Below are 20,952 nucleotides of genomic sequence, written 5' to 3' on the forward strand. Positions count from 1 at the left end.
TCCGGACGGAAAACCGTTTCACACTTTTCCCGGAATTGCTCTAGACGAGTTCGTTTCCGGCGCTCGTGACCTGAGTCAGGGTCTGGCGCCATCCTGCTGTTCAGGAATGATTTTCCGTGCCTGGTCTCTCCCTCGTGAGAGAATCCTGCTCTATTGTGTCGCGCCACCGTGGAGGGAGCAGTGCATGGACGAAAAACCAGTCGATTCGCTCAGCGAAAGCGAGGCGGCAAGCGAGTTGAAGCGGTTGGCGCAGGAGATCGCCGAGCACGACCGGCGCTACCATGGCGAGGACGCGCCGATAATCACGGATGCGGAATATGACGCGCTGACGCGGCGCAACCTCGCCATCGAACAGCGCTTCCCCGCTTTGGTGCGTGAGGATTCGCCCTCACGCAGGGTCGGCGCGCCGCCGGCGGAAGGCTTTGCCAAGGTGCGCCACGCGGTGCCGATGCTCAGCCTAGCCAAGGCCTATACCGACCAGGACGTCGCGGACTTCATCGAACGGGGCCGGCGATTCTTTGACCGCGACAAGGATCTGAACATCGCCTTCACGGCGGAGCCGAAGATCGACGGGCTATCGGCTTCCCTGCGGTATGAAGGCGGTGTGTTCGTGCAGGGAGCAACGCGCGGCGACGGCGTCGTCGGCGAGGACATCACCGCCAATCTCAAGACCATCGCCGATATTCCCAAGACCTTGAAGGGATCGGACTGGCCCGAGGTCATCGAAATACGCGGTGAGGTCTATATGACCTACGCGGAATTTGAGGCGCTGAAGCAACGTTCGGCGGCGATAGGCGGCCAGGATTACGTCAATCCGCGTAACACGGCGGCCGGGTCGCTCCGTCAGAAGGACCCGTCCGTTACCGCCAGCCGCAACCTCAAATTCTTTGCCTATGCCTGGGGCTATACGACGAAGGATCCGGCTCCGACCCAGTACGATTCGGTGCAGAAGTTCGCGGAGTGGGGGTTCAAGGTCAGTCCGCTGATGGTCCGAGCAAAATCGGTCGAGGAACTGGTCGCGCACTATCACCTAATCGAGACCCAGCGCTCATCGCTCGGCTACGACATCGACGGCGTCGTCTACAAGGTCGACCAGCTGGAATTGCAGCGCAGATGGGGCTTTGTCACCGGCGAACCACGCTGGGCCATTGCCCACAAATTTCCGGCCGAACAGGCGATGACGACCGTGCTCAGGATCGACATTCAGGTCGGCCGTACCGGTACGCTGGCGCCCGTTGCCCGGCTTGCGCCCGTCACGGTCGGCGGCGTCGTGGTCGAAAACGTCACGCTTCACAACGAAGACTACATCAAGGGTCTGGACAGCAACGGCCAGCCGATCCGCGACGGCTATGACGTGCGTATCGGCGACACGGTGGTCATCCAGCGGGCAGGGGACGTCATTCCGCAGATCGTCAGCGTCGTCGCCGACAAGCGGCCGACTGATGCCGTGCCCTACGAATTCCCGCACAAATGTCCGATCTGCGGCTCGCCGGCAACGCGCGAGATCAACGAGAAGACCGGCAAGGAAGATTCCCGCCGACGTTGCACCGGCGAACTGATCTGTCCTGCGCAGGCCGTCGAAGGATTGCGCCACTTTGTGTCGCGCGGCGCCATGGATATCGAAGGCCTGGGCGCTGAAAACATAGACCTGTTCTTCAATGCCGGGTTGGTCAAGACAGCCGCCGATATCTTCACTCTCCGGGACCGCCGTCCCGCCGTCACCAAGGCGCTGGCGGAGCGACGGGAGGAGCAGGCCAGGCAGCGCGAGGCCGCATCGGGCAAAACGCGCAAGAATGTACGCAGCGTCGAGGAACGCAACTATGACGGCCTCGACAAGCTCTTCGCTGCCATCGACGCCCGCCGCGAACCGGAACTTGATCGCTTCATCTTCGCGCTGGGCATCCGCCATATCGGCGAAACGACGGCCGCTGTGCTTGCCCGAACCTTCTCGACGATCGAGGAGTTGATCCGCATCGGCAAGGAGACGGCAGCGGCAGCCGATCCACACACCGTTTTTCCTTCGATCAACGGCATCGGCGATACGGTGATAGGCGCCCTTCGCGATTTCTTCGGCAATGAACGCAACGACGCCGTGCTTGAAGCGCTGCTCACACAGATCCACCCGAAGCCGTACATTGTGAACGTCTCAGCCAATAGTGCGGTCGCCGGCAAGACAATCGTGTTTACAGGCACGCTGGAAAAGATGACGCGCCCGGAGGCCAAGGCGATGGCTGAACGTCTCGGCGCGAAGGTCGCCGGCTCGGTTTCCGCGAAGACCGATCTCCTGGTGGCAGGGCCAGGCGCCGGTTCCAAGCTGAAGGAGGCGACCAAATTCGGCATCGAGGTGATCGACGAAGACACCTGGCTGCAGCGGATTGGCAAGGGCGGGTGATGGCGGCTGCGTTCAACGGTTTTGGGCAAAAGGCCATTCCCTTCCTCAAGGCGCTGGATTTTCATCAGAGCCGGGAGTGGTTTTTGGAAAACCGCGACCTTTTCGAGCGCGACCTGCGCGATCCCTTCGGCGATCTGGTCGAGACGCTCTCCGAGCGCTTCACGGCCGCGGGGCTCGGCCTGCGCGGCGACCGCAAGAAGTCGCTGTTCCGGATTAACCGCGACGTGCGTTTCGCCAAGGACAAACGGCCTTATAACCGGCATTTGTCGGCGATCCTTTCGCCCGACGGCACCAAGATGGAACAGGGCGTGTTTTACGTCCATATCGGGCTGGAGCGCTGCTTTGCCGCCGTTGCCTGGTGGCAGCCCGGACCGGAGCTATTGCTGGCGCTGCGCAACGCGATCGCGAAGCGGTCCGCTGAATTCCGCAGCCTCGTTGCGGCGCTGAAGAAGAACGGCCTCGAGTTCGACCCGGACGGCTGCATGAAGCGCACGCCGCGCGGCTTCGAGCATATCGCCGAGCCCGATCTCGCTGCCGCGATCCGCAACCGGCATTTTGCCGTCCGGCACGCAATCGAGCCGGCGGATATCTACGGAGCTGGATTGGTCGACGAGCTTGTCGACTTCGCCATGCGGGCAAAACCGCTGCTCGACTGGGGCAGGGCGATCGAAGGCAAGGCTTCGCCGCGCTAGGCTCGGAAGGGAGCTTGCCGCGACGCTTCAGCCATCATTTCCGCTGATCGTTTGCCTCAAGCAAATTGGTGTGACAAGCCGGGCCGCTCTCTCTACATACGGCCGTTCCCAAGGAGCGATCGATGTCGGCGGAAGCAATCTCCGAAAACGGAGCGAAAAGCGATTTCTGGGACGGCGTGCGGCTCAGCATGCCCGTCGTGGTGGCGTCGGCGCCGTTTGCATTACTATTCGGGGCGCTCGCCGTCGACAACGGGTTTTCCGTGCTCGAAGCGTTCCTGATGAGCGCAACGGTGTTCGGCGGCGCCAGCCAGATGGTGGGCATCGAGCTGTTCGGCCAGCATGTCGCGCCGTGGCTGATCGTGCTGTCGATCTTCGCGGTGAATTTTCGCCATGTCCTCTATTCGGCTGGCATCGGCCGGCGCATTGCGCATTGGCCGCTGGTGCAGCAGGCGATAGGCTATTTTGTGCTGACCGATCCGCAGTTCGCGGTGGCCGAGCGCAAGGCGGAGGCCGGCGAGACCGTCGGGTTTACCTGGTATATGGGGCTTGGGCTGCCGGTCTATGTGTTCTGGGTGATTGAAAGCGCGCTCGGCGCGATGTTCGGCAAGCTTATTCCCGACACCCACGCGCTGGGCATCGACTTCCTGCTGCCGATCTATTTTCTCGGCCTGGTCATGAGCTTCCGTAAGCGGCCGCTGTGGCTGCCGGTGGTCGTCGCCAGCGCTGCCGCCTCCATCATTGCATACAAAACGGTCGGCTCGCCCTGGCATGTCTCCATCGGCGCGCTGGCCGGCGTGCTGCTCGCCGTCATCCTGCCGCCCCGCCACAGCGGCGTGGAGGCACGGCCATGAGCACGACCTTGTGGATCATCATCGCCGCTTCGATCGCAACCTATCTGACCCGCATCGGCGGTCATCTGGTGATCTCACGCTTCGACCATATCCATCCGCGCGTCGAAGCCGGGCTGAACGCCGTGCCGGCGGCGGTGCTGACCACGCTGGTGGCGCCGGCGGCGCTCAGCGCCGGGTCGGCGGAATGGGCAGCCTTGATCGTCGCCGGCCTTGTCTCACTGCGCGGCGGCCTGATGGCGATGTTCCTGGCGGGTGCTGCCGTGCTGATCCTCGCGCGGCAGCTCGTCGGCTGATCGACTTTTGCCTTGGCGGCGAGAGCACACATGCGCTTTACCGCAGCGACTATTGCCGCGCCGACCCGCGACAGGCTCAGCCGGATCGCCTCCGCTCTCTCCTGGTGGGCGCAACGCACGGCGTCGCTATAGAGTGCTTCGCGCTGCTTCGGCGTCAATGCGCTTAGATCGATCGGCTGGATGCCGAAGGGCTCACGCGACATTTCCATCTCCCCTGGTTTGCCGTGTTGATCGGCAGCTACACCGGCGATTTACGGGAAAGGCATAATCAGTTAAAATGAATAATTAAGATCGTTATGTTCTCCAGGAGAGATGTATGGATTTGACCGATCTGCGCATCTTCCGCACGGTGGTGCGTGAGGGCGGAATCACCAGGGCGGCGGAAAAACTGTTTCGCGTGCAGTCGAACGTGACCACACGCATCCGGCAGCTCGAGGAGGATCTCGGCGTGCAGCTGTTTATCCGGGAGGGCAAGCGCCTGCACGTATCGCCGGCCGGTCACAAATTGGTCGGCTATGCGGATCGGCTGCTGGCGCTTGCGGAGGAGGCGCGAACGGCGATGCTCGATCCACGCCCGCGCGGCACGCTTCGCCTAGGTGCTATGGAGAGCACCGCCGCGGCACGGCTTCCAAGTCTGCTCGCCGATTATCACGCACGTTATCCCGAAGTGGAAATCCAGTTGCGCACCGGCAATCCGCAGGTTCTCGCGACCGCCATGCTTGCCGGCGAACTCGATGCAGCGTTCGCAGCCGAGCCGATCGCTGACGTTCCGTTCGAAAAGCTGCCCGCATTCCACGAGCAGCTGGTCATTGTCTCGGCGGCATCGCGCGTTTCGGTCGAAGACCACCTGGACATGCCCAAAACCATGATAGCCTTCGAGCACGGCTGTCCGCACCGCAAGCGGCTGGAACAATGGTATGCGCGCAGAGGGTTCATGGCCGAGAAAACCATCGAGCTTGGTTCATACCATGCCATCCTTGGTTGCGTGGTGGCTGGCATGGGCATAGCGCTGATGCCGAAAAGCGTGCTTTCGGGTTTCCCGGAAAGCCGCTGGCTAAAGCTGCACGAACTGCCCTCTGACGAAGACAACGCCGTCACGGTGTTGTTCTGGCGCAAGGGAGCCGGTTCTCCCAACGTCACCGCTTTGCAGGGACTGCTTGCGGAGCAAAGCCTGCCAACCGGCGTTGCCGCCGGCGCTATTGCTTGAGGTCGTGCGGCAGCGGGGCGGTTGCTTTTTCCAGCCAGGCCAGCGTCTCGCCGTCGAGCATCGGTCCGATCTCGGCCAGTACGCGGGCATGGTATTCGTCAAGCCAATGCAACTCGTCGCGGGTTAAAAGGTCCGACCGGATCAGCCGCTTGTCGATCGGAGCCAGCGTCAGCGTCTCGAAGCCGTGCATGGCGATGTCGCCGCCCTCGATTGCCTCGGCCGGTGTCACCAGAATCAAGTTCTCGATGCGGATGCCGTAGGAACCTTCCTTGTAATAGCCGGGCTCGTTGGAGAGGATCATGCCGGCCAGCAGCTTTTCGGTACCGGTCTTGGCGATACGCTGCGGGCCCTCATGCACGGCAAGATAGGAGCCGACACCGTGCCCAGTGCCATGGGCGAAATCGCAGCCGTGTCTCCATAGCGCCAGGCGCGCCACTGCATCGATTTCGGAGCCGCGCGTGCCCTGGGGGAAGCGCAGCATGGAGATGCCGATCATGCCTTTCAGCACCAGCGTGAAGCGCTCGCGCATCTCCTCGGTTGGCGCGCCAATCGGAACCGTGCGGGTAATGTCGGTGGTGCCGTCCTGGTACTGCCCGCCGGAATCGAGCAGGAACAGTTCGCCATCCCCCACCTTGCGATTGGTGGCGCGGGAGACGCGGTAGTGCATGATGGCGCCGTTAGGACCAGCGCCGGAGATGGTATCGAACGATACGTCGCGCAGCGGCATCTGCGTTTCTTCGCCGGTCTGACGGCGCGTCTCCTCAAGCCTGGTCACAACGGCGATTTCGTCGAGCGTGCCGGGCTTCTGGCGGTCGAGCCAGCACAGCAGCTTGGCGACCGCGGCGCCGTCGCGGCGATGTGCGGCGCGTGCGCCGGCGATCTCAGCTTTGTTCTTTGTTGCGCGTGGAATGCGGGCCGGATCGGCCGTGGCAATGACGGTGCCGCCATTATCCTCGACCAGCATTCTGAGCTTGTCCGCCGCGAGAACCGGGTCCAGCGCGATCTTTGCGCCGCCCTTGGCCCGGGTGACGATTGCCGATTCGAATTCACCTGGTTCGTGCAATTCGGCGAGCTGCGTCAGGTAGGCCGCGACGGTGCGCGAAAACTTGCGCTGGTCCATGAAAAGCAGATGCGAGCCGTCGGCGGCGAGCACGGCAAAGCCGAGCGCCAGCGGTGTGTGCGGTACGTCGCCGCCGCGGATGTCGAAGGCCCAGGCAATGGAGGAGGGGTCGGTCAGCACGGCATGGGTGGCGCCGTCCTTCTCGGTGGCCGCCGCCAGCCGCACCAGCTTGTCCTTGGCCAGTTCGCCGGCAAAGCCGATCGGGTGGATCTCGACCGGCGCCAGTGGCGGCCCGGGCTGGTCCTGCCAAATGGCGTCGATTGGATTCTCTTCGAGCGGCACCAGTATCGCGCCTGATTTCTCGGCCGAGGCCTTCAGCGCCTTGACGTCACTGATCGTATGGAGCCACGGATCGAAGCCCAACCGCACGCCCTTGCCGAGATTGTCGTTGATCCAGTTGGCCGGCGGGTTGTCGACAAGGCTCTCGATCGAAAAGATGTCGAGATCGACCTCCTGGCGCACCTGCAGCGTGTAGCGCCCGTCGACAAACATGACGGCGCGCTCGCCAAGCACAATGGCGACGCCGGCCGAGCCGCTGAAGCCGGTCAGCCATTTCAGCCGTGCCGAGCGGTCGGCGACATATTCGCCCTGGTGCTCGTCGGCACGGGGCACGATGAAGCCATCCAGCCCGTTCGCCGCCAACCATCGGCGCAGCATTGCCACGCGCGGCTTGCCAACGGCCGGATCGCCGGCGGAATCGAAGGTCTGGAACATGTAGGCTCTCCTCGAATGCTGGCGCGACCGTAGCGCATGACCTCGAAAATCGGAATCGATTTTCGGACCGATCATTCCCGGTTGCTGCGTGTCTCTTTGCGCATGGACGCCATGCAGAATCGGCGATTTCAAAAAGCGTCAGCAGAGCTTACCCCCTTCACGTGGAGGAAAGAGTCCTATTGCCCTGCAAAGGAGACCGTCATGTCCACGATTTCACCTAGACGCGGATTTTTCAGAAACGCTGTGAAAGCGCTGATCGAAGCTCGCCAGCGCGAAGCGAGCCGGTATGTGAGCGGCGTTCTGCTTGGCTTTGACGACGAAACGCTGAAAGCTCACGGCTACGATCGCGAACAGCTGAAGAAAGCGGCGAACTCGCGCTAGGTCCGAGCTGATTCCGGCTTGCGTTGAAGGCGCTGCGCCTCAGCGCTTGAGGTGAATCGTCACCCAGCCCTCGCGGTGCAAGGTGCGGACGTGCCGGAATTTCTGGCCGACATAGGCCGCGATTACCGCATCGCGCTGGCGCTCGAGGATGCCCGACAAAACGATCGAGCCACCGAGCGCCATATGTCCGGCCATTTGCGGCGCCAGACGCATCAGCGGCCGCGCCAATATGTTGGCGACGATCAGGTCGAAGGGCGCACGCGCGGCAAAGATCGGATGATGAAAACCGGGCGCCGCCACCGTTTCAATGAGCCCCTTGACCTGGTTCAGTCGCGCATTGGCGGCGGCCACCTTGACGGCGACCGGGTCGATGTCGGTCGCCAGCACCGGTATATGCGCGAGCTTGGCCACCGCGATGGCGAGCACCGCGCTGCCGGTGCCAAGGTCGAGCGCGTTGCGCGGATGCTCGCGCTGTATGACCTGCTCCAGCATTTCGAGGCAGCCGGCGGTGGTGCCGTGATGGCCGGTACCGAAGGCAAGGCCGGCCTCGATCTCGATGGCGAGTTCGCCGCTGTGGCGCTTCCTGCGGTCATGCGCGCCATGGACGAAGAAGCGCCCGGCCCGAACCGGTTTCAATCCCTCCAGCGAGCGCGCCACCCAGTCGATGTCGGGCAGCGCTTCGCGCGCTATCGGTTTCGACAGCGACAGTCCGGCAAGGATGTCCCTAAGCCGCGCCTCGACCGCATCGACGTCGTCGTCGGCATAGAGCGATACTTCGTGGATGTCGCGGTCCTCGTCGACCTCGAGCACCGCAATCGGCAGGCCCTCATCGTCGAATGCCGCACCGAGCGCCGCAAAGATGCGGTCAGCCTCGATCTTGCCCGCGGTGAAATACAAACGCGTCTGCGTCATTACCGGATGTGTCAACCTTCCGCCGCCAGCCGTTTGAGCTTGGCGATGGCGGCATCCGGGCTTTCGCCATAGGCAATGGTGCCGGCGAAATCGCCCTTGGCGTTGAGCAGCAGCACCGAAGCAGTGTGGTCCATCGTGTAGTCGCCGTCGTTCGTGTCGACTTTCTTCCAGTAGATGCCGAAGGACTTGGCCATGGCGTGGACCTTGTCGGGATCGCCTGATATGCCGAGGATGCGATCGGAGAAATTGCTGACATAGGTGTTCATGATTTCGGGCGTATCGCGCTCCGGGTCGACCGTAACGAAATAGGCACGCAGGTTCTTGCCGTCGTCGCCCATCGTCTTCAGCCAGCCGGCCAACTCGAAAAGCGTGGTCGGGCAGACTTCCGGACAGTGCGTGAAGCCGAAGAAGACGACGCTGGGGTGGCCGCGAAAGGCGGCTTCGGTGACCGGCGCGCCCTTCTGGTCGACCAGCGTGAAAGGTGCTCCGAACGGCTCGCCGCCATAGTGTCCGCGGTACCAGTCGAAGGTGAGCCAGCCGATTCCGGCGGCCATCAGGACGAGAATACCGACCAGAATTGAACGCATCATCAGTGAAGTCCGTCGTTATTTCCATCGGGCGCCGGGTTGGCGCCGTGAAGGCCCTGGCTTGGCGAACACTCTTAGCGGTTCGGTCGCGCCGACGCAAAGATGTCGCGTTGCCGCAACCGGCAATCCTGTGGGAGGCGATCTGCTTGCAAAGCGCTGCCGTTCGTCCCACCTGAGGTCGGCAAAATTCGAACCGCAGGAGGCCTCTTTGCGAAAACTGATTGGCGGCGCGTTGGCCGCATGCCTTGTCATTGGCGCCGGCGCGGCCGCCGCCGAGGAAGTCGGCAAGGTCGGCGTAGATTGGCTCGGCAACGATATCATCGTCGAGGCGATCAAGGATCCGAAGGTCGAGGGCGTGACCTGCCACGTCTCCTATTTCGACCGTGGCGTGATCGACCGCCTGCAGAAAGGCAACTGGTTCGAGGACCCGTCCGATTCTTCGATCTCCTGCCGCCAGACCGGGCCGATCACCATTGGCGACATCGACATGAGCGAGGCCGGCGAGGAGGTGTTCAAGCAAGGCATCAGCCTGATCTGGAAGAAGCAGGTGGTGAACCGCATCTACGACAAGGCCAACGAGACCCTGATCTACCTGTCGCATTCACGCCAGGTGCAGGACGGCTCGGCAAAAATGTCGGTCACCACCGTGCCGCTCTACGGCCAGAACGTGGTGTGGACCAGCGGCAAGCCGAAATAGAGACTTAAGGTGCTACAGGGTCCTCGGCGCGTCCAAACGGATGCGCGGCGCTGCACTCGGCTTGCGAGACTATCCGCGCGGGCGTAAAGCGCGCGCATGGACCGTCCCGAACACCTTGTCCTGAAAGATCCCGAGCCGCGCATCCATCCGACGGCGGAGCTGAAGGCGTGCAAGCTTGGACGCCACGCGTCGATCGGCGAGCGGGTCATCCTGCGCGAGGTGACGGTCGGCGACTTCTCCTACTTCGAGCGCCACGCCGAGGCGATCTATACGACGATCGGCAAATTCTGCTCGATCGCCGCCAACAGCCGCATCAATGCGCTGGAGCATCCGGTCGAGCGGCTGACGCAGCACAAAATCAGCTATCGGCCCAACGAGTACTTCCGCTGGCTGGGTGTCGATCAGGCATTCCGCGACCGGCGGCGGGCGAGAGCCGTCAGCATCGGCCATGATGTCTGGATCGGCCATGGCGCCGTGATCATGCCTGGCATAGTGATCGGCAACGGCGCGATCGTCGGTGCCAATGCGGTGGTGACGCGAGACCTGCCGGCCTATGCAATCGTCGCCGGCGTTCCGGCCAGGCCATTGCGGCAGCGCTTCAGCGCGGGAACTGCGGCCCGGATCGAACGTCTTGCCTGGTGGGACTGGCCGCTCGAGAAACTGGCCAGGGCAGTCCCCGACATGCAGGCCTTGCCCATCGAGGCTTTCCTCGACCGCTGGGAAAACGGCGCCGCCTGACTTCGGGCGTATCTGCAAGCGGTCCGACGGCCTGCGCGATCTGCTCCTCCAACAATGTACCCGCGACCTTCCGCTACGAGGGAACCAGGAGCGGCTGCCAACTGTTTCTGCAGACACAATGAACTCGGCTTCCGTCCGGGTTCGTCGCCCGGCTGTTGAGGGAGTTTGAATGATTGAGAAGCTTTTCACCAGGATCGCCAACAACGTCGCCCATTTTGCCGGCCTGCCGCCGACGTTTGCCGTCTGTTTCCTGATCATCGTCGTCTGGGCGGCAAGCGGGCCGATGTTCGGCTTTTCGGACACCTGGCAGCTCGTCATCAACACCGGCACGACGGTCGTCACCTTCCTGATGGTGTTTCTCATCCAGAACACCCAGAACCGCGATGGCGCTGCGATCCAGGCGAAGCTCGACGAATTGATCCGGGTCAGCACAGCCCAGAACACCTTCATCGGTATCGAACACCTGACTGAGACCGAGGTCGAAGAGATCCGCAAGAAATGCGAACAGGCAGCGAAGCGGCATGATCAGAAGCTTGCCGAGTTGGCAGCCGAGAAAGCCATGGCGAAGAAGCGGAACACGAAGAAGCACGCGGCGGCGTGATATAAAGGTCCGGCGCATACCTGCGAAGATCGGATCCGATTCTTTGCTACGGTGATCTTCGGTTCGGGATCATGCGGTGCGTGTCATGAATGCCGCGAAAGCATCTTTGTAGTCCGGGTGCCAGCGCGACAGGGCAGGGCGGTTCTCGATGAGGTCGCCAATCGCCCAGGCCATGCGCTTTTCGTCCATGGACCGGGTCGCCTCGTTGTCGGGGCACAGGATGTAGAAATCGCCACGTAGTAGCGAGGCCAGCATGAAGTCGATGACCTGCTCGCCGGTCCAGGCGCCGGCCGGCTTTTCGGTCGCACCTTCGGTCAGGCCGGTAAAAGTGAACCCGGGGATAAGCAGATGCGCCGCGACACTGGCGCCCGGCTCGTTGCGCAGCGCGTGTGCAAGGCCCTCGGTATAGGTCTTCACGCCAGCCTTGGAGACGTTGTAGGCGAGGTTGCCGGGCGGCGTGGTAATGCCTTGCTTGGAGCCGGTGTTGACGATCAGGCCGGGCTTTCCCGCCGCCAGCATGCGTGGCGCGAACGCCTCTACGCCATGCACGACACCCCAGAAATTGATGTCCAGCAGTCGCTTCCAGGCGTCATGGTTCTCCCAGGGCTTGCCGGGGTTGTTGCCGACGCCGGCATTGTTCATCAGCAGCGACACGTCGCCGAAAGTGCCGGATGTCCTTTCGGCGAGGCGGTCGAGTTCGTCGGCTTTCGAAACGTCGGTGGCAATGGCAATCACGGCGCTGTCGCCGGCGATGGCGGCGACGGCGCGCCGGGCCTCATCGAGGCGTGCGCCGCCAATATCGACCAACACGATGTTCATGCCCATCGCCGCCAGCCGTTTGGCCGCGGCAAGGCCGATGCCGCTGGCCGCGCCGGTGATGACGGCGACATTGCCGGAGGCAAGTGCGGGCAGGGCGGTCTGGATCTCGGCGTCGGTGGTCATGATTTTCTCCTGTTCTGGCCGCGGCGAACTTAGCGCGGAAAGAGGCTCGCGCAAGCCGGTGCCGGCATCTTCGGGTTGACCGCATCGGCGGGCGCTGCGCATGCTGATATCGAAAAGGAGACCTGACGATTGACCGACTGGATCGAGATCCTGAAAGAACAGACCGCCACCGGCGACCAGATGAGCCGCGAGGTGCCACAAATGCTCGCCAATCCCGACATCAGCGAAGCGCAAGTTATGACGCTGTTTTCGGCGCTCGAAAAACAGGCCGAATTCGTCGAAAAGCTGCGCATGGCGCTGGAAAAATTCGGCCATGATTTTTCAGTGATCAAGGCGGCCGAGCGGCTGGAGGAGCGCTACGCCGACCTTGCCGCTTCGGTAGCGGAAAAGCTGAAAGCAATGCGAGGCTAGAGGGGGCCTATTTCTCGATCAGCCGCTCGAAGCGCCTGTCCGGCACGAACCAGATCATCGCCACCAGGACATAGATCGAGACACCGATCCAGTGATTGACGAAGGTCAGCGCGATGGCGGAAAGATAGAGGACCAGCGAGATCTTTCCCTTGAGGTCATTGCCCAACGCCCTGGCGAAGAGAGTCTCATTGCCGTGCAGTCGATGCAGGGCCATGGTGAGGATGTTAAAGCCGATGGCGCAGAGCGCCAGGTCGACGCCATAGACGGCAACCGGCACCGGCGCGAAATGGTTCTCACCCATGAAGGCTGTCGTCGCCGGCATCAGCGATAGCCAGAACAGCAGGTTGAGGTTCGCCCACAGCACGCGGCCGTCGACCCGCTGCACGGTATGGAACATGTTGTGCAAATTGTTCCAGTAGATGCCGACATTGATGAAGGACAGCACATAGCTGAGGAAGATCGGCCAGAGTGGTGCCAGCGCGGAAAAATCCTCGCCATGCGGCACCTTCAATTCCAGCACCATGATGGTGATGATGATGGCGACCACGCCATCGGTGAATGCCTCGACTCGTCCCTTGCCCATGAATCTCCCCTGACAATCCGCTGAAGTTAAAAGAGGATCTCGCTCAGCGCCATCGGCAAAGCTGCCAAACTTGTCAGGAGCAAGCCGGGGGGGGGGAACGGCTGACGCGAAAAAGGCGTTAGGATGTCAGATCCCGAACAGCAAAAGGTCGAAAAAATGACAGCTCACGCTCAAGTCATGACGCGCGATCACGAACTCGGCGGCCGCGCTGCAGCGGCCGCCGTGGCCGCCATGATTGCGGCTCTTTTCGCCGGCAGCACGGCGCTGACGCCGCTTTACATCATCTACAAGCAGCTCTTCGGCTTCTCGCAGATCACTTTGACGCTGGTCTACGCCGTCTATGTCATCGGCAATCTGGCAGCGCTTCTGATGTTAGGGCGTGTGTCCGATGTCATCGGGCGCCGTCCAATGGCATTGGCCGGGATGGCGGTGGCCGTCGTCAGCGCGGTGGTTTTCCTCTTCGCCGAAAATGTCGCCTGGCTCGATATCGCCCGAATTCTGAGCGGACTGGGAATCGGCGTTGGCGCGGGCACCGGCACCGCCTGGCTCGCCGAATTGCTCCCGACCGACGACAAGTCACAGGCGGCGACGATTGCCACCAGCACCAATTTTCTCGGCCTCGGCCTCGGTGCGCTGGGGGCCGGGTTGCTCGCCGAATACGCGCCCTGGCCGCTCAGGCTGACATTCGTCGTCTACCTGGCGATGCTCGCGACTGTAACCCTGCTGGTCTGGCGCACGCGGGAAACCGTTTCGCGGCCGGGGAAACTGGCTGACGTTTCGATGCGACCGCGGCTTTCCGTGCCCGATGACATCCGCGCAAGTTTCGTTGCGCCGGCGGTGACCGGCTTTGGCGCAATGGCGCTGGTCGGCTTTTATGCAGCACTCGCACCGAGCATTTTGGCGCAGCAACTGCAGGTAACCAACCATGCCGAAGCCGGCGCTCTGTTCTTTGAATTGGCAATCGTGACGGCCGCCACCATTGTAGCGACGGCACGTCTTTCGAGCCGAGCCGCGATGTTCGCGGCACTTGCGCTGATGATCCCAACCGTCGCACTGGTCGTTGCGGCGCAGGTCTTCGCCTCGATGGCCATAATGATTGCCGGGACCGCCTTGTGCGGCGGGGCGGCAGCGCTCGGCTATCGCGGCGGCTTGCAAGTGGTGAACGAGATCGCGCCGGCGGACCGGCGCGCCGAAGTCGTCTCGGCCTTCTTCATCTGCTGTTTTTGCGGCAACGCGCTGCCGGTCATCGGCATCGGCGTTCTGTCGACGGTGGCAGGTGCGACCGTGGCAAGCCTGGCCTTTGCCGGCATGATTGTCGTCTTTTCCCTGGTCGCTCTCGGGTTTGGCGCGAAATACGCGCGCTGAGCCGACCTTTCAGCCGTTCGGTGTCTCGGGCGAAAGATGCGCGCGCTGGCGCGGTACGCCGAGGCCGGTATCCGGCGGTTCGCCGGCAGCCGGCCGGCTCTCGATCATGTGCAGGCTGCGCCAGCGGCCGAAGCGATAATAGGCCGCGGCCAGCACGAGCGAGGTTATAGAGCCAGCCGGAAAGCTCCACCACAGAGCTTCCTCGCCGATCACGCTTCGGAAGAAATAGGCGAAGCTGGTGCGCACCAGCAGCACCGAGATCACCAGGATGATCAGCGGCGGCATCACCGCGCCGGTGGCACGCACGGTGGCGAAGAGCACGATGGTGATGCCGAACAGGATGAAGGACCACGACGCGATCTTGTTGATGTGAGTGGCGATCTCGATTGCTGCACTGTCGCTGCCAAGGAAGAGGCTGAGCACCGCGCGATCGAATACGAACAGCAGCGCGACGAGCATGCCGGTGAGCACAAGGTTGAAGCCGACGCCGGAGGCGGCGATGCGTCCAATCCGGTCCCAGCGCCCGGCGCCGACATTTTGCGCCGCCATGGACGACACCGCGGCGCCGATGGCGAGCGCCGGCATCTGGATATAGGTCCAGAGCTGTGCGGCTATGCCGTAGGCAGCCGCGACCTGCGAGCCGTACGAGTTGACCATGCCCATCACCGTCAGCGCCGCGGCCGAAACGACGATCATCTGCAGGCCCATCGGCACGCCCTTGAAGACGACAATGCGCAGCAGCGCCGGGTCCGGCCGCAGCAGAACGAGATTGGCGCCGGCCAGCCGCAGCGGGTGCTTGCGCGCATAAAGCACGATCAGGATGGCAACCACGCTTACCGTCTGGCCGATCAGCGTCGACGCGGCCGAGCCGGCGATGCCGAGTTCGGGGAACGGGCCGATGCCGAGGATGAGCAACGGGTTCAAAACGACGTCGAGCACGACGGCCAGCGCCATGAACAGGAAAGGCGTGCGCGAATCGCCGGCGCCGCGTAGCACCGTCATGACGAAGGACAGCAGGTTCATCATCGGCACGGCGAGGAAGATGATGCGCAGATAGGAGCGCGCCAGCGGCAACGCATCGGCCGGCGTGCCGAGCGCATCGAGGATCGCATCGACCCAGATCCAGCCGCAGACCGCGAACACCACCGAGACGAGGAAGAAGAAGGTGGCGCTGGTTCCGACGATGCGCCGGGCTTCGGGCAGGTCACGAGCGCCGACGGATTGTGCGACCAGGATGGTCGCCGCCATGCCGATGCCGAAGACGGTGCCGAGGATGAGAAACAGCACGAGGTTGGCATTGGACGTGGCGGTCAGCGCCGCTTCACCGAGGAAACGGCCGACCCACACGGCATTTATCGAGCCGTTGAGCGACTGCAGCACATTGGAGCCGAGCACCGGCAGGGCAAACAGCAAAAGGGTGCGCGGGATAGGCCCACTGGTGAGGTCGCCGGTCTGCCGGCGCGGGGGCATGTTGTCGTCCATGGCAGGCAACTCGGCGAAGGCTTGTCTGAGTCCGCAATGATTGCCGATTTAACGGGAGAGGTCGATGCGGCGCTGTAAATTCCGCCTGGCGTGCCTTGATCTAAGCATTTCTCAAACCTTTCGGAATCGTATATTGATCCCGCACGCGTGGGGCCGCATTTTCCTGGATCTCATCGGTAAGCCGGGGGGCTCATGTCCGATATTCCGTTGTTTTTTGAGCGCCTGAACCGGCGCGCCTTTCTTGGTGCATCCGCTCTGGGCGCGGCCTCCGTGGCTCTTTCGTCGTGCACCACGACGGACGTGGCGGCGCCGCCGGTGCCCGCGGCACCAAGCGATCCGGCTCTCGGCGATGCCGCAAGCATGTATGCCGCGCGCATCGACGAGGGCTATCAACTGCCGGCAATTCCGGTAGCCAAGGTCGATCCGAAATTCGTGCGTCAAATCGTGGCCGACCCGACTGGAGAAAAACCCGGCACGATCGTCGTCGATACTTCCGAGCACTTCCTCTATCTGGTGCGCGACGGCGGCAAGGCAATTCGCTATGGCGTCAGCCTCGGCAAGGCCGGTTTCGGATGGACCGGCAGCGCCGTGGTTCAGGCGAGAAAGAAGTGGCCGGTCTGGACGCCGCCGCCGGAAATGATCCAACGCCGGCCGGAACTGGCGAAATACAAGGACGGCATGCCGCCCGGCCCGCAGAGCCCGCTTGGTGCCCGCGCGCTGTATCTCTTCCGTGACGGCAAGGACACGATGTACAGGCTGCACGGCACGCCGGAGTGGGATTCCATCGGGAAGAACGCTTCCTCCGGCTGTGTGCGCTTCATGAATCAGGACATTATCGACCTCTACAGCCGCGTCGATGGCGTCGTGCCGGTCTTCGTGCGCCCGAACCTGTCGGCCGCCGGGAAGATCGCCGCCGTGTCAAACAGGACGGCCGAGCCGATCGATGCAGGCGTGCCAAGGGACGCGGAGATGTTGAGGTAAGTGCCTTCGACTGGATCGTCAGTCGCAGGTTTTGCGATGCTTAGGACACCGTCTTTTCGCGGGCGAGCCGCAACTGAAGGGGCACGACCGTTCAATCGCGCCAGCTCAGGCGGACGCGTTCGGCGCCTCCGCCTGTATGGCTGCCGCTACTTCCCGGTGAGGCCTGGGAGCGTGACCTGATAGACCAGGAACATGGTGTCGACATCGGCGCCATCCTCGGCCTTGTAGGCCGCGCCGACCTGGAAGCCGTCCTGCGTGAGGAAGTCATTGTCATTGGCGACGAACAGGAAATAGTCGTCGGGCAGCTTTGGATCGAGGACGCTCACCACCGACATCGCCTCCCATTTCTCCGAAAGGTTGTTGCGGTCGTTGGGCGCGCCATTGTGCAACCCGAAGCGGCCGAGCTCGCTCTTGTCGTTGATGTCGATGAACGGCGTCAGCTTGGCCGGCGTCACCGATGGATCGAGCTCACCCTTGGGCGCCAGCGGCTTGTCCTTGTCGAACTCTGTGCCGGCGATGTCGGTTGCCGCCGACACATCGACGACGCTGATCTCGCGATGGAGCGAGGTGTCGCCCTTCAGCCCCTGGCCGTTGCCGCTGTCGCGCGCCAGCATCAGGAAGGTCTTGTCCGACAGCGCCACGATTTCACTCTGCGCGGCGATCTTGGTTTTGCCCTTGGCATCGGTGAACACCGGCAGCGGCACGACATATTCATGCGCGAGCTTGAGCTGGCCGGGATCCGAGGCATCGTAGACCAGCACGCGCGTGTTCTGGCGCGTCGAGGCGGAATCGCCGCCATCCTGCCTTGGGGCCGACTGCAGCACGGCAATCAGGAACTTCCCGTCCGGCGTCAGCGCCATGCCTTCGAGGCCCTGGTTGTTCTGACGGCCGGTTTCGGGATCCTTCGGATCTGGGTCTGCCGCGCCAGGTCCCGGATTGTTGGAAGCAAAGTTTGGCGTCCCGTGACGCATCGGGACAAGCGCCGCCGGCGGCTGCGTTGCCGACATCAGACGCCCATCGGCGGAGAAGCGGTAGATGTTCGGACCGTATTCGTCCGAGATGAACAGCGTGCCGTCGGGCAGCCGTGCGATCGCTTCGTTATCGAGCGCGAGCTTGCCGTTGGCTTCGGGCAGGATCGGCATGTCGTCGGTCGCGGCACGCACGCCGTTGAGCGGATCGAGCCCGGTTGCGTCGGCGCCCTTGTCGTCGGTCAAAAGCATGGTGTCGGCAAGCGTCGCCCTGAGGCCCGACTGTTCCTGGCCGGCGGCTGGCACTGCACCCGGCGTGATCGGAGCGAACTCGATGGCAATCGTGTTGAGGCGCGGCCGGTAGTCGGTAGTACCGACGACATTGTAGCCGCGATCCGGCAACAGCCACAACGAGCCCTTGTAGCCGTCGGCGCCATGCGTCCAGCCGGCAGCATCGATCGACATGCCTGAGCCGGAGCCAAACGTCTCGCCGAACTTGTCCTTCTGGCTGGCCGGGATGCGGCCGACGCCGACCAGGCCCTTGTTGACGAAGCTGACGCCGCCGACGGTCGCGGAGTTTTCTGCCAGGGCCGGAGTCAAGGCGGTGAACATCGCCAGCGCGACAGCGAGGGACGCGGTTCGGTGCAGGTTTTTCATGGATATCCTCTTTGAGACAAAGCTGCCGGGGCCCGAAAAAGCGCCGCGTCGCATCGAGGATGCCGCGAAAGCCTTCGGAGAAGCGATCTAGGACGCGAACATGATACTTGCGTGACAGTGCCGCGCTTGCTTTGACCCTTGTGGTCGCAACTGGCCTGGACATGCGAATCCGTCGCCGCCGAGAGTGCAATTAACAACTTTACAAATTATCGTTCTTATGTGAAGCTATGACGATGAAAGGCCACCGATGACAGTCTGTCGTTTCGCCACCCGCCTCAATTCCTTTGCCTCGCGGCCACAGGCCGAGTGGCCCGATCTTGTCGGCAAACCGTCCATGCTGCAAATGGCGGCACGTGCGGCGAAGGTTGCGGAGTTGACCGATCTCGACCTCAACTTTCCCGACCATGTCGATGAAAAGCCTGCGGAAATGGCGCGCAAACTCGGCGATCTCGGGCTTTCCATCAATGGTTTCGCCATGCGCTACTACTCCAACCCGGCCTTCAAGCTCGGCGCCTTCACCAATCCGGATCCGGCCGTTCGCCGCGAGGCCATCGACATGACCAAGGCCGGGATCGACGCCGCGCGCGAGGCTGGCGCCAGCCTGATGACGCTGTGGCTCGGGCAGGATGGCTTCGATTATGCTTTCCAGGCCGATTATGCGACGCTCTGGCAACACGAAATCGATGGAATTCGTGAAGTTGCGGCGCATGACCCCGATTGCCAGATCAGCCTTGAATACAAACCCAACGAGCCGCGCTCCTACAGCCTGATGCCCGATGCGGCGACGACGTTGCTGGCGATCCGCGAGATCGGCCTGCCCAATCTCGGCGTGACGCTCGATTTCGCCCATGTGCTCTACGCCGACGAGCAGCCGGCTTTCGCCGCTGCGCTCGTGGCACGGCACAGCAAGCTGCTCGGCGTGCACCTCAACGATGGCTATGCCAAGCGCGACGACGGCTTGATGGTCGGGGCCGTGCATACGCTGCAGACGATCGAGCTGCTGCGCCAGATCCGCCGCAACGGCTACGCCGGCGCCATCTACTTCGACACGTTTCCCGATATGACCGGGCTCGACCCGGTCCACGAATGCGAAGTCAACATCGCGACTGTCAAGCGCATGCTGCGCGTCGTCGATCGGCTGGACGGGGACAACCGCATGTTAGCCGCCGTCGACCGTCAGGACGCGATCGCGTCGCAAGCCATTATCCAGGAAGCCATGCTCGGCCCGGACAGCTGAGGCCCGGCCGCATATTCCGTTCAACAAGGGAGGAAGGACCATGAAATTTCTGCTTGCCACCGCTACCGCTGGCCTGATGGCGCTGTCCATCGGCTCGGTGTTTTCCGCAGACCTCGCGCCGCTCAATTCCGACACCGAGAAGGATCGCATCGACTGGTCGCAGCTCGAGGCCAAGTTCGGGGCCTTCCCCAAGCTGCCCGAGGGTACCAAGGCGGGTGCGGTCTCCAAGACGCTGACCAATGAATACTGGCGCTCGCTGGGAGAGGGCTACAAGTCGTTCGGCGACCGCACCGGCGTGCCCGTCGTCTACCAGGCGGCGCAGAGCGAGGGCGACCAGCTCGGCCAGCTCACCATCGCCGAAGGCCTGGTCACGCAAGGCTACAACGTGCTGCTCGTTTCGCCGCAGACCGACTCCAACCTGCAGCCGATCATGGAACAGGCCAAGGCAGCCAATGTGCCGGTGGTCAACGTCAACGACGCGGTCATCCCGCAGGCCGAGCACTATGTCGGCAATGTCCAGCGCGACAACGGCGTGCGCGTCGCCAAATGGTTCATCAAGAACCGGCCGGATGGCGGCAAGGTCGCCATCGTCGAAGGCCAGGCCGGCGTCTACGCCGCCGTCCAGCGCACCGACGGCTTCAAGACCACCATCACCGAAGCCGGCAAGTTCGACGTCGTCGCCAGCGTCCCCGGTAACTGGGATCGCCAGACCTCCTACGACGCGGCCACCAACATCCTGCAGCAGCACCCCGATCTGATCGGCTTCTATGCCAACAATGACGGCATGGCGCTGGGCATCGTCGAAGCGGTCAAGGCCGCCGGCCTAAAGGACAAGGTCGCCGTGTTCGGCACCGACGGGATTTCCGACGCCTACGCCTCGATCCGCGCCGGCGAGCTGACCGGCACCGTCGATTCGTTCCCGGTGCTGACCGGCGAGGTGGCGCTGGAATCGGCGCTGCGACTGGTGGCCGGGCAGAAGCTGCCGCGCGTCGTCGCCACGCCGCAGGCGCTGATCACCAAGGACAATGCCGACCGCTACTCCGGCGCCGGCGACGCCGTGCGCAAGGCGCTGCTCGAGGACGCGGCAGCGGGCCAGTAGAGCAGGGCCGGCGGGTGCCGGCCTTGGGTCGGCACCTTGCCT

At 63.1% G+C, this 20,952-nt stretch carries 21 protein-coding genes; 14 read left to right on the plus strand and 7 right to left on the minus strand.

Annotated elements, in window-relative coordinates; genetic code table 11:
- The first annotated feature begins 184 nt into the window (after window positions 1-184).
- From ligA to NKI67_RS24790, 5 genes are all read left to right on the plus strand, one after another.
- Window positions 185-2,392, plus strand: coding sequence for an NAD-dependent DNA ligase LigA (ligA, locus tag NKI67_RS24770; RefSeq protein WP_352647394.1), 2,208 nt, complete (start codon window positions 185-187; stop codon window positions 2,390-2,392).
- A complete protein-coding gene (locus tag NKI67_RS24775; protein ID WP_352589470.1) occupies window positions 2,392-3,084 on the plus strand; it encodes a DUF2461 domain-containing protein in 693 nt (230 codons plus the stop codon). The genes ligA and NKI67_RS24775 overlap by 1 nt, the downstream gene beginning before the upstream one ends.
- A 122-nt stretch (window positions 3,085-3,206) precedes the next feature.
- Entirely contained in the window at window positions 3,207-3,935 is a 729-nt protein-coding gene (locus tag NKI67_RS24780; RefSeq protein WP_352589473.1) for an AzlC family ABC transporter permease, read from the plus strand.
- Window positions 3,932-4,228, plus strand: coding sequence for an AzlD family protein (locus NKI67_RS24785; RefSeq protein WP_352589476.1), 297 nt, complete (start codon window positions 3,932-3,934; stop codon window positions 4,226-4,228). The genes NKI67_RS24780 and NKI67_RS24785 overlap by 4 nt, the downstream gene beginning before the upstream one ends.
- Before the next feature lie 316 nt (window positions 4,229-4,544).
- Complete coding sequence (locus NKI67_RS24790) at window positions 4,545-5,435, plus strand: LysR family transcriptional regulator (RefSeq protein ID WP_352589479.1); 891 nt, start codon at window positions 4,545-4,547, stop codon at window positions 5,433-5,435.
- On the opposite strand, the gene NKI67_RS24795 is transcribed toward NKI67_RS24790, so the two are convergent.
- Window positions 5,425-7,269, minus strand: coding sequence for an aminopeptidase P family protein (locus tag NKI67_RS24795; protein WP_352636626.1), 1,845 nt, complete (start codon window positions 7,267-7,269; stop codon window positions 5,425-5,427). The genes NKI67_RS24790 and NKI67_RS24795 overlap by 11 nt on opposite strands.
- A gap of 201 nt (window positions 7,270-7,470) precedes the next feature.
- Between NKI67_RS24795 and NKI67_RS24800 the strand changes: the two genes are divergently transcribed.
- A complete protein-coding gene (locus NKI67_RS24800) occupies window positions 7,471-7,650 on the plus strand; it encodes a hypothetical protein (RefSeq protein WP_031211768.1) in 180 nt (59 codons plus the stop codon).
- Between the two features lie 39 nt (window positions 7,651-7,689).
- Here NKI67_RS24800 and NKI67_RS24805 read toward each other — a convergent pair whose 3' ends face one another.
- A complete protein-coding gene (locus NKI67_RS24805) occupies window positions 7,690-8,562 on the minus strand; it encodes a 50S ribosomal protein L11 methyltransferase (RefSeq protein WP_352636628.1) in 873 nt (290 codons plus the stop codon).
- A gap of 11 nt (window positions 8,563-8,573) precedes the next feature.
- Complete coding sequence (locus tag NKI67_RS24810; protein WP_352450110.1) at window positions 8,574-9,152, minus strand: SCO family protein; 579 nt, start codon at window positions 9,150-9,152, stop codon at window positions 8,574-8,576.
- Between the two features lie 205 nt (window positions 9,153-9,357).
- Here NKI67_RS24810 and NKI67_RS24815 point away from each other — a divergent pair, with 205 nt between their 5' ends.
- From NKI67_RS24815 to NKI67_RS24825, 3 genes are all read left to right on the plus strand, one after another.
- Window positions 9,358-9,846 carry a CreA family protein gene (locus NKI67_RS24815; protein ID WP_023676745.1) on the plus strand — a complete coding sequence of 163 codons (489 nt, stop codon included), beginning with the start codon at window positions 9,358-9,360 and terminating at the stop codon, window positions 9,844-9,846.
- Between the two features lie 96 nt (window positions 9,847-9,942).
- Entirely contained in the window at window positions 9,943-10,584 is a 642-nt protein-coding gene (locus tag NKI67_RS24820) for a DapH/DapD/GlmU-related protein (RefSeq protein WP_352589494.1), read from the plus strand.
- Between the two features lie 169 nt (window positions 10,585-10,753).
- A complete protein-coding gene (locus NKI67_RS24825) occupies window positions 10,754-11,185 on the plus strand; it encodes a low affinity iron permease family protein (protein ID WP_031211766.1) in 432 nt (143 codons plus the stop codon).
- Window positions 11,186-11,254: 69 nt separating this feature from the next.
- Here the strand turns inward: NKI67_RS24825 and NKI67_RS24830 are convergent, their stop codons facing one another.
- The gene (locus NKI67_RS24830; RefSeq protein ID WP_352636630.1) at window positions 11,255-12,127 is read right to left on the minus strand and encodes an SDR family NAD(P)-dependent oxidoreductase; all 873 of its coding nucleotides are present in this window, start codon (window positions 12,125-12,127) and stop codon (window positions 11,255-11,257) included.
- A gap of 129 nt (window positions 12,128-12,256) precedes the next feature.
- On the opposite strand from NKI67_RS24830, the gene NKI67_RS24835 reads away from it, so the two are divergent.
- Window positions 12,257-12,538, plus strand: coding sequence for a hypothetical protein (locus NKI67_RS24835; protein ID WP_023676741.1), 282 nt, complete (start codon window positions 12,257-12,259; stop codon window positions 12,536-12,538).
- A 7-nt stretch (window positions 12,539-12,545) separates the two neighbouring features.
- Here NKI67_RS24835 and NKI67_RS24840 read toward each other — a convergent pair whose 3' ends face one another.
- Window positions 12,546-13,121: a TMEM175 family protein gene (locus NKI67_RS24840; protein ID WP_023676740.1), complete on the minus strand. Its 576-nt coding sequence runs from the start codon at window positions 13,119-13,121 to the stop codon at window positions 12,546-12,548.
- A 156-nt stretch (window positions 13,122-13,277) separates the two neighbouring features.
- Between NKI67_RS24840 and NKI67_RS24845 the strand changes: the two genes are divergently transcribed.
- Window positions 13,278-14,486: an MFS transporter gene (locus NKI67_RS24845; protein WP_023676739.1), complete on the plus strand. Its 1,209-nt coding sequence runs from the start codon at window positions 13,278-13,280 to the stop codon at window positions 14,484-14,486.
- A 9-nt stretch (window positions 14,487-14,495) separates the two neighbouring features.
- On the opposite strand, the gene NKI67_RS24850 is transcribed toward NKI67_RS24845, so the two are convergent.
- On the minus strand, window positions 14,496-15,968 hold the full coding sequence (locus NKI67_RS24850) for an MATE family efflux transporter (RefSeq protein ID WP_352622699.1): 1,473 nt from the start codon (window positions 15,966-15,968) through the stop codon (window positions 14,496-14,498).
- 192 nt (window positions 15,969-16,160) lie between these two features.
- Between NKI67_RS24850 and NKI67_RS24855 the strand changes: the two genes are divergently transcribed.
- The gene (locus tag NKI67_RS24855; RefSeq protein WP_023676737.1) at window positions 16,161-16,949 is read left to right on the plus strand and encodes a L,D-transpeptidase; all 789 of its coding nucleotides are present in this window, start codon (window positions 16,161-16,163) and stop codon (window positions 16,947-16,949) included.
- Window positions 16,950-17,095: 146 nt separating this feature from the next.
- Here NKI67_RS24855 and NKI67_RS24860 read toward each other — a convergent pair whose 3' ends face one another.
- The gene (locus NKI67_RS24860) at window positions 17,096-18,574 is read right to left on the minus strand and encodes an esterase-like activity of phytase family protein (RefSeq protein WP_352647398.1); all 1,479 of its coding nucleotides are present in this window, start codon (window positions 18,572-18,574) and stop codon (window positions 17,096-17,098) included.
- A gap of 247 nt (window positions 18,575-18,821) precedes the next feature.
- On the opposite strand from NKI67_RS24860, the gene NKI67_RS24865 reads away from it, so the two are divergent.
- On the plus strand, window positions 18,822-19,811 hold the full coding sequence (locus NKI67_RS24865; RefSeq protein ID WP_352647400.1) for a TIM barrel protein: 990 nt from the start codon (window positions 18,822-18,824) through the stop codon (window positions 19,809-19,811).
- A 40-nt stretch (window positions 19,812-19,851) separates the two neighbouring features.
- The gene (locus tag NKI67_RS24870) at window positions 19,852-20,910 is read left to right on the plus strand and encodes a sugar ABC transporter substrate-binding protein (RefSeq protein WP_352456545.1); all 1,059 of its coding nucleotides are present in this window, start codon (window positions 19,852-19,854) and stop codon (window positions 20,908-20,910) included.
- Window positions 20,911-20,952 lie beyond the last annotated feature (42 nt).

It is taken from the genome of Mesorhizobium sp. M0408, assembly GCF_040321495.1.
In the GTDB taxonomy this organism is placed as follows: Bacteria; Pseudomonadota; Alphaproteobacteria; order Rhizobiales; family Rhizobiaceae; genus Mesorhizobium.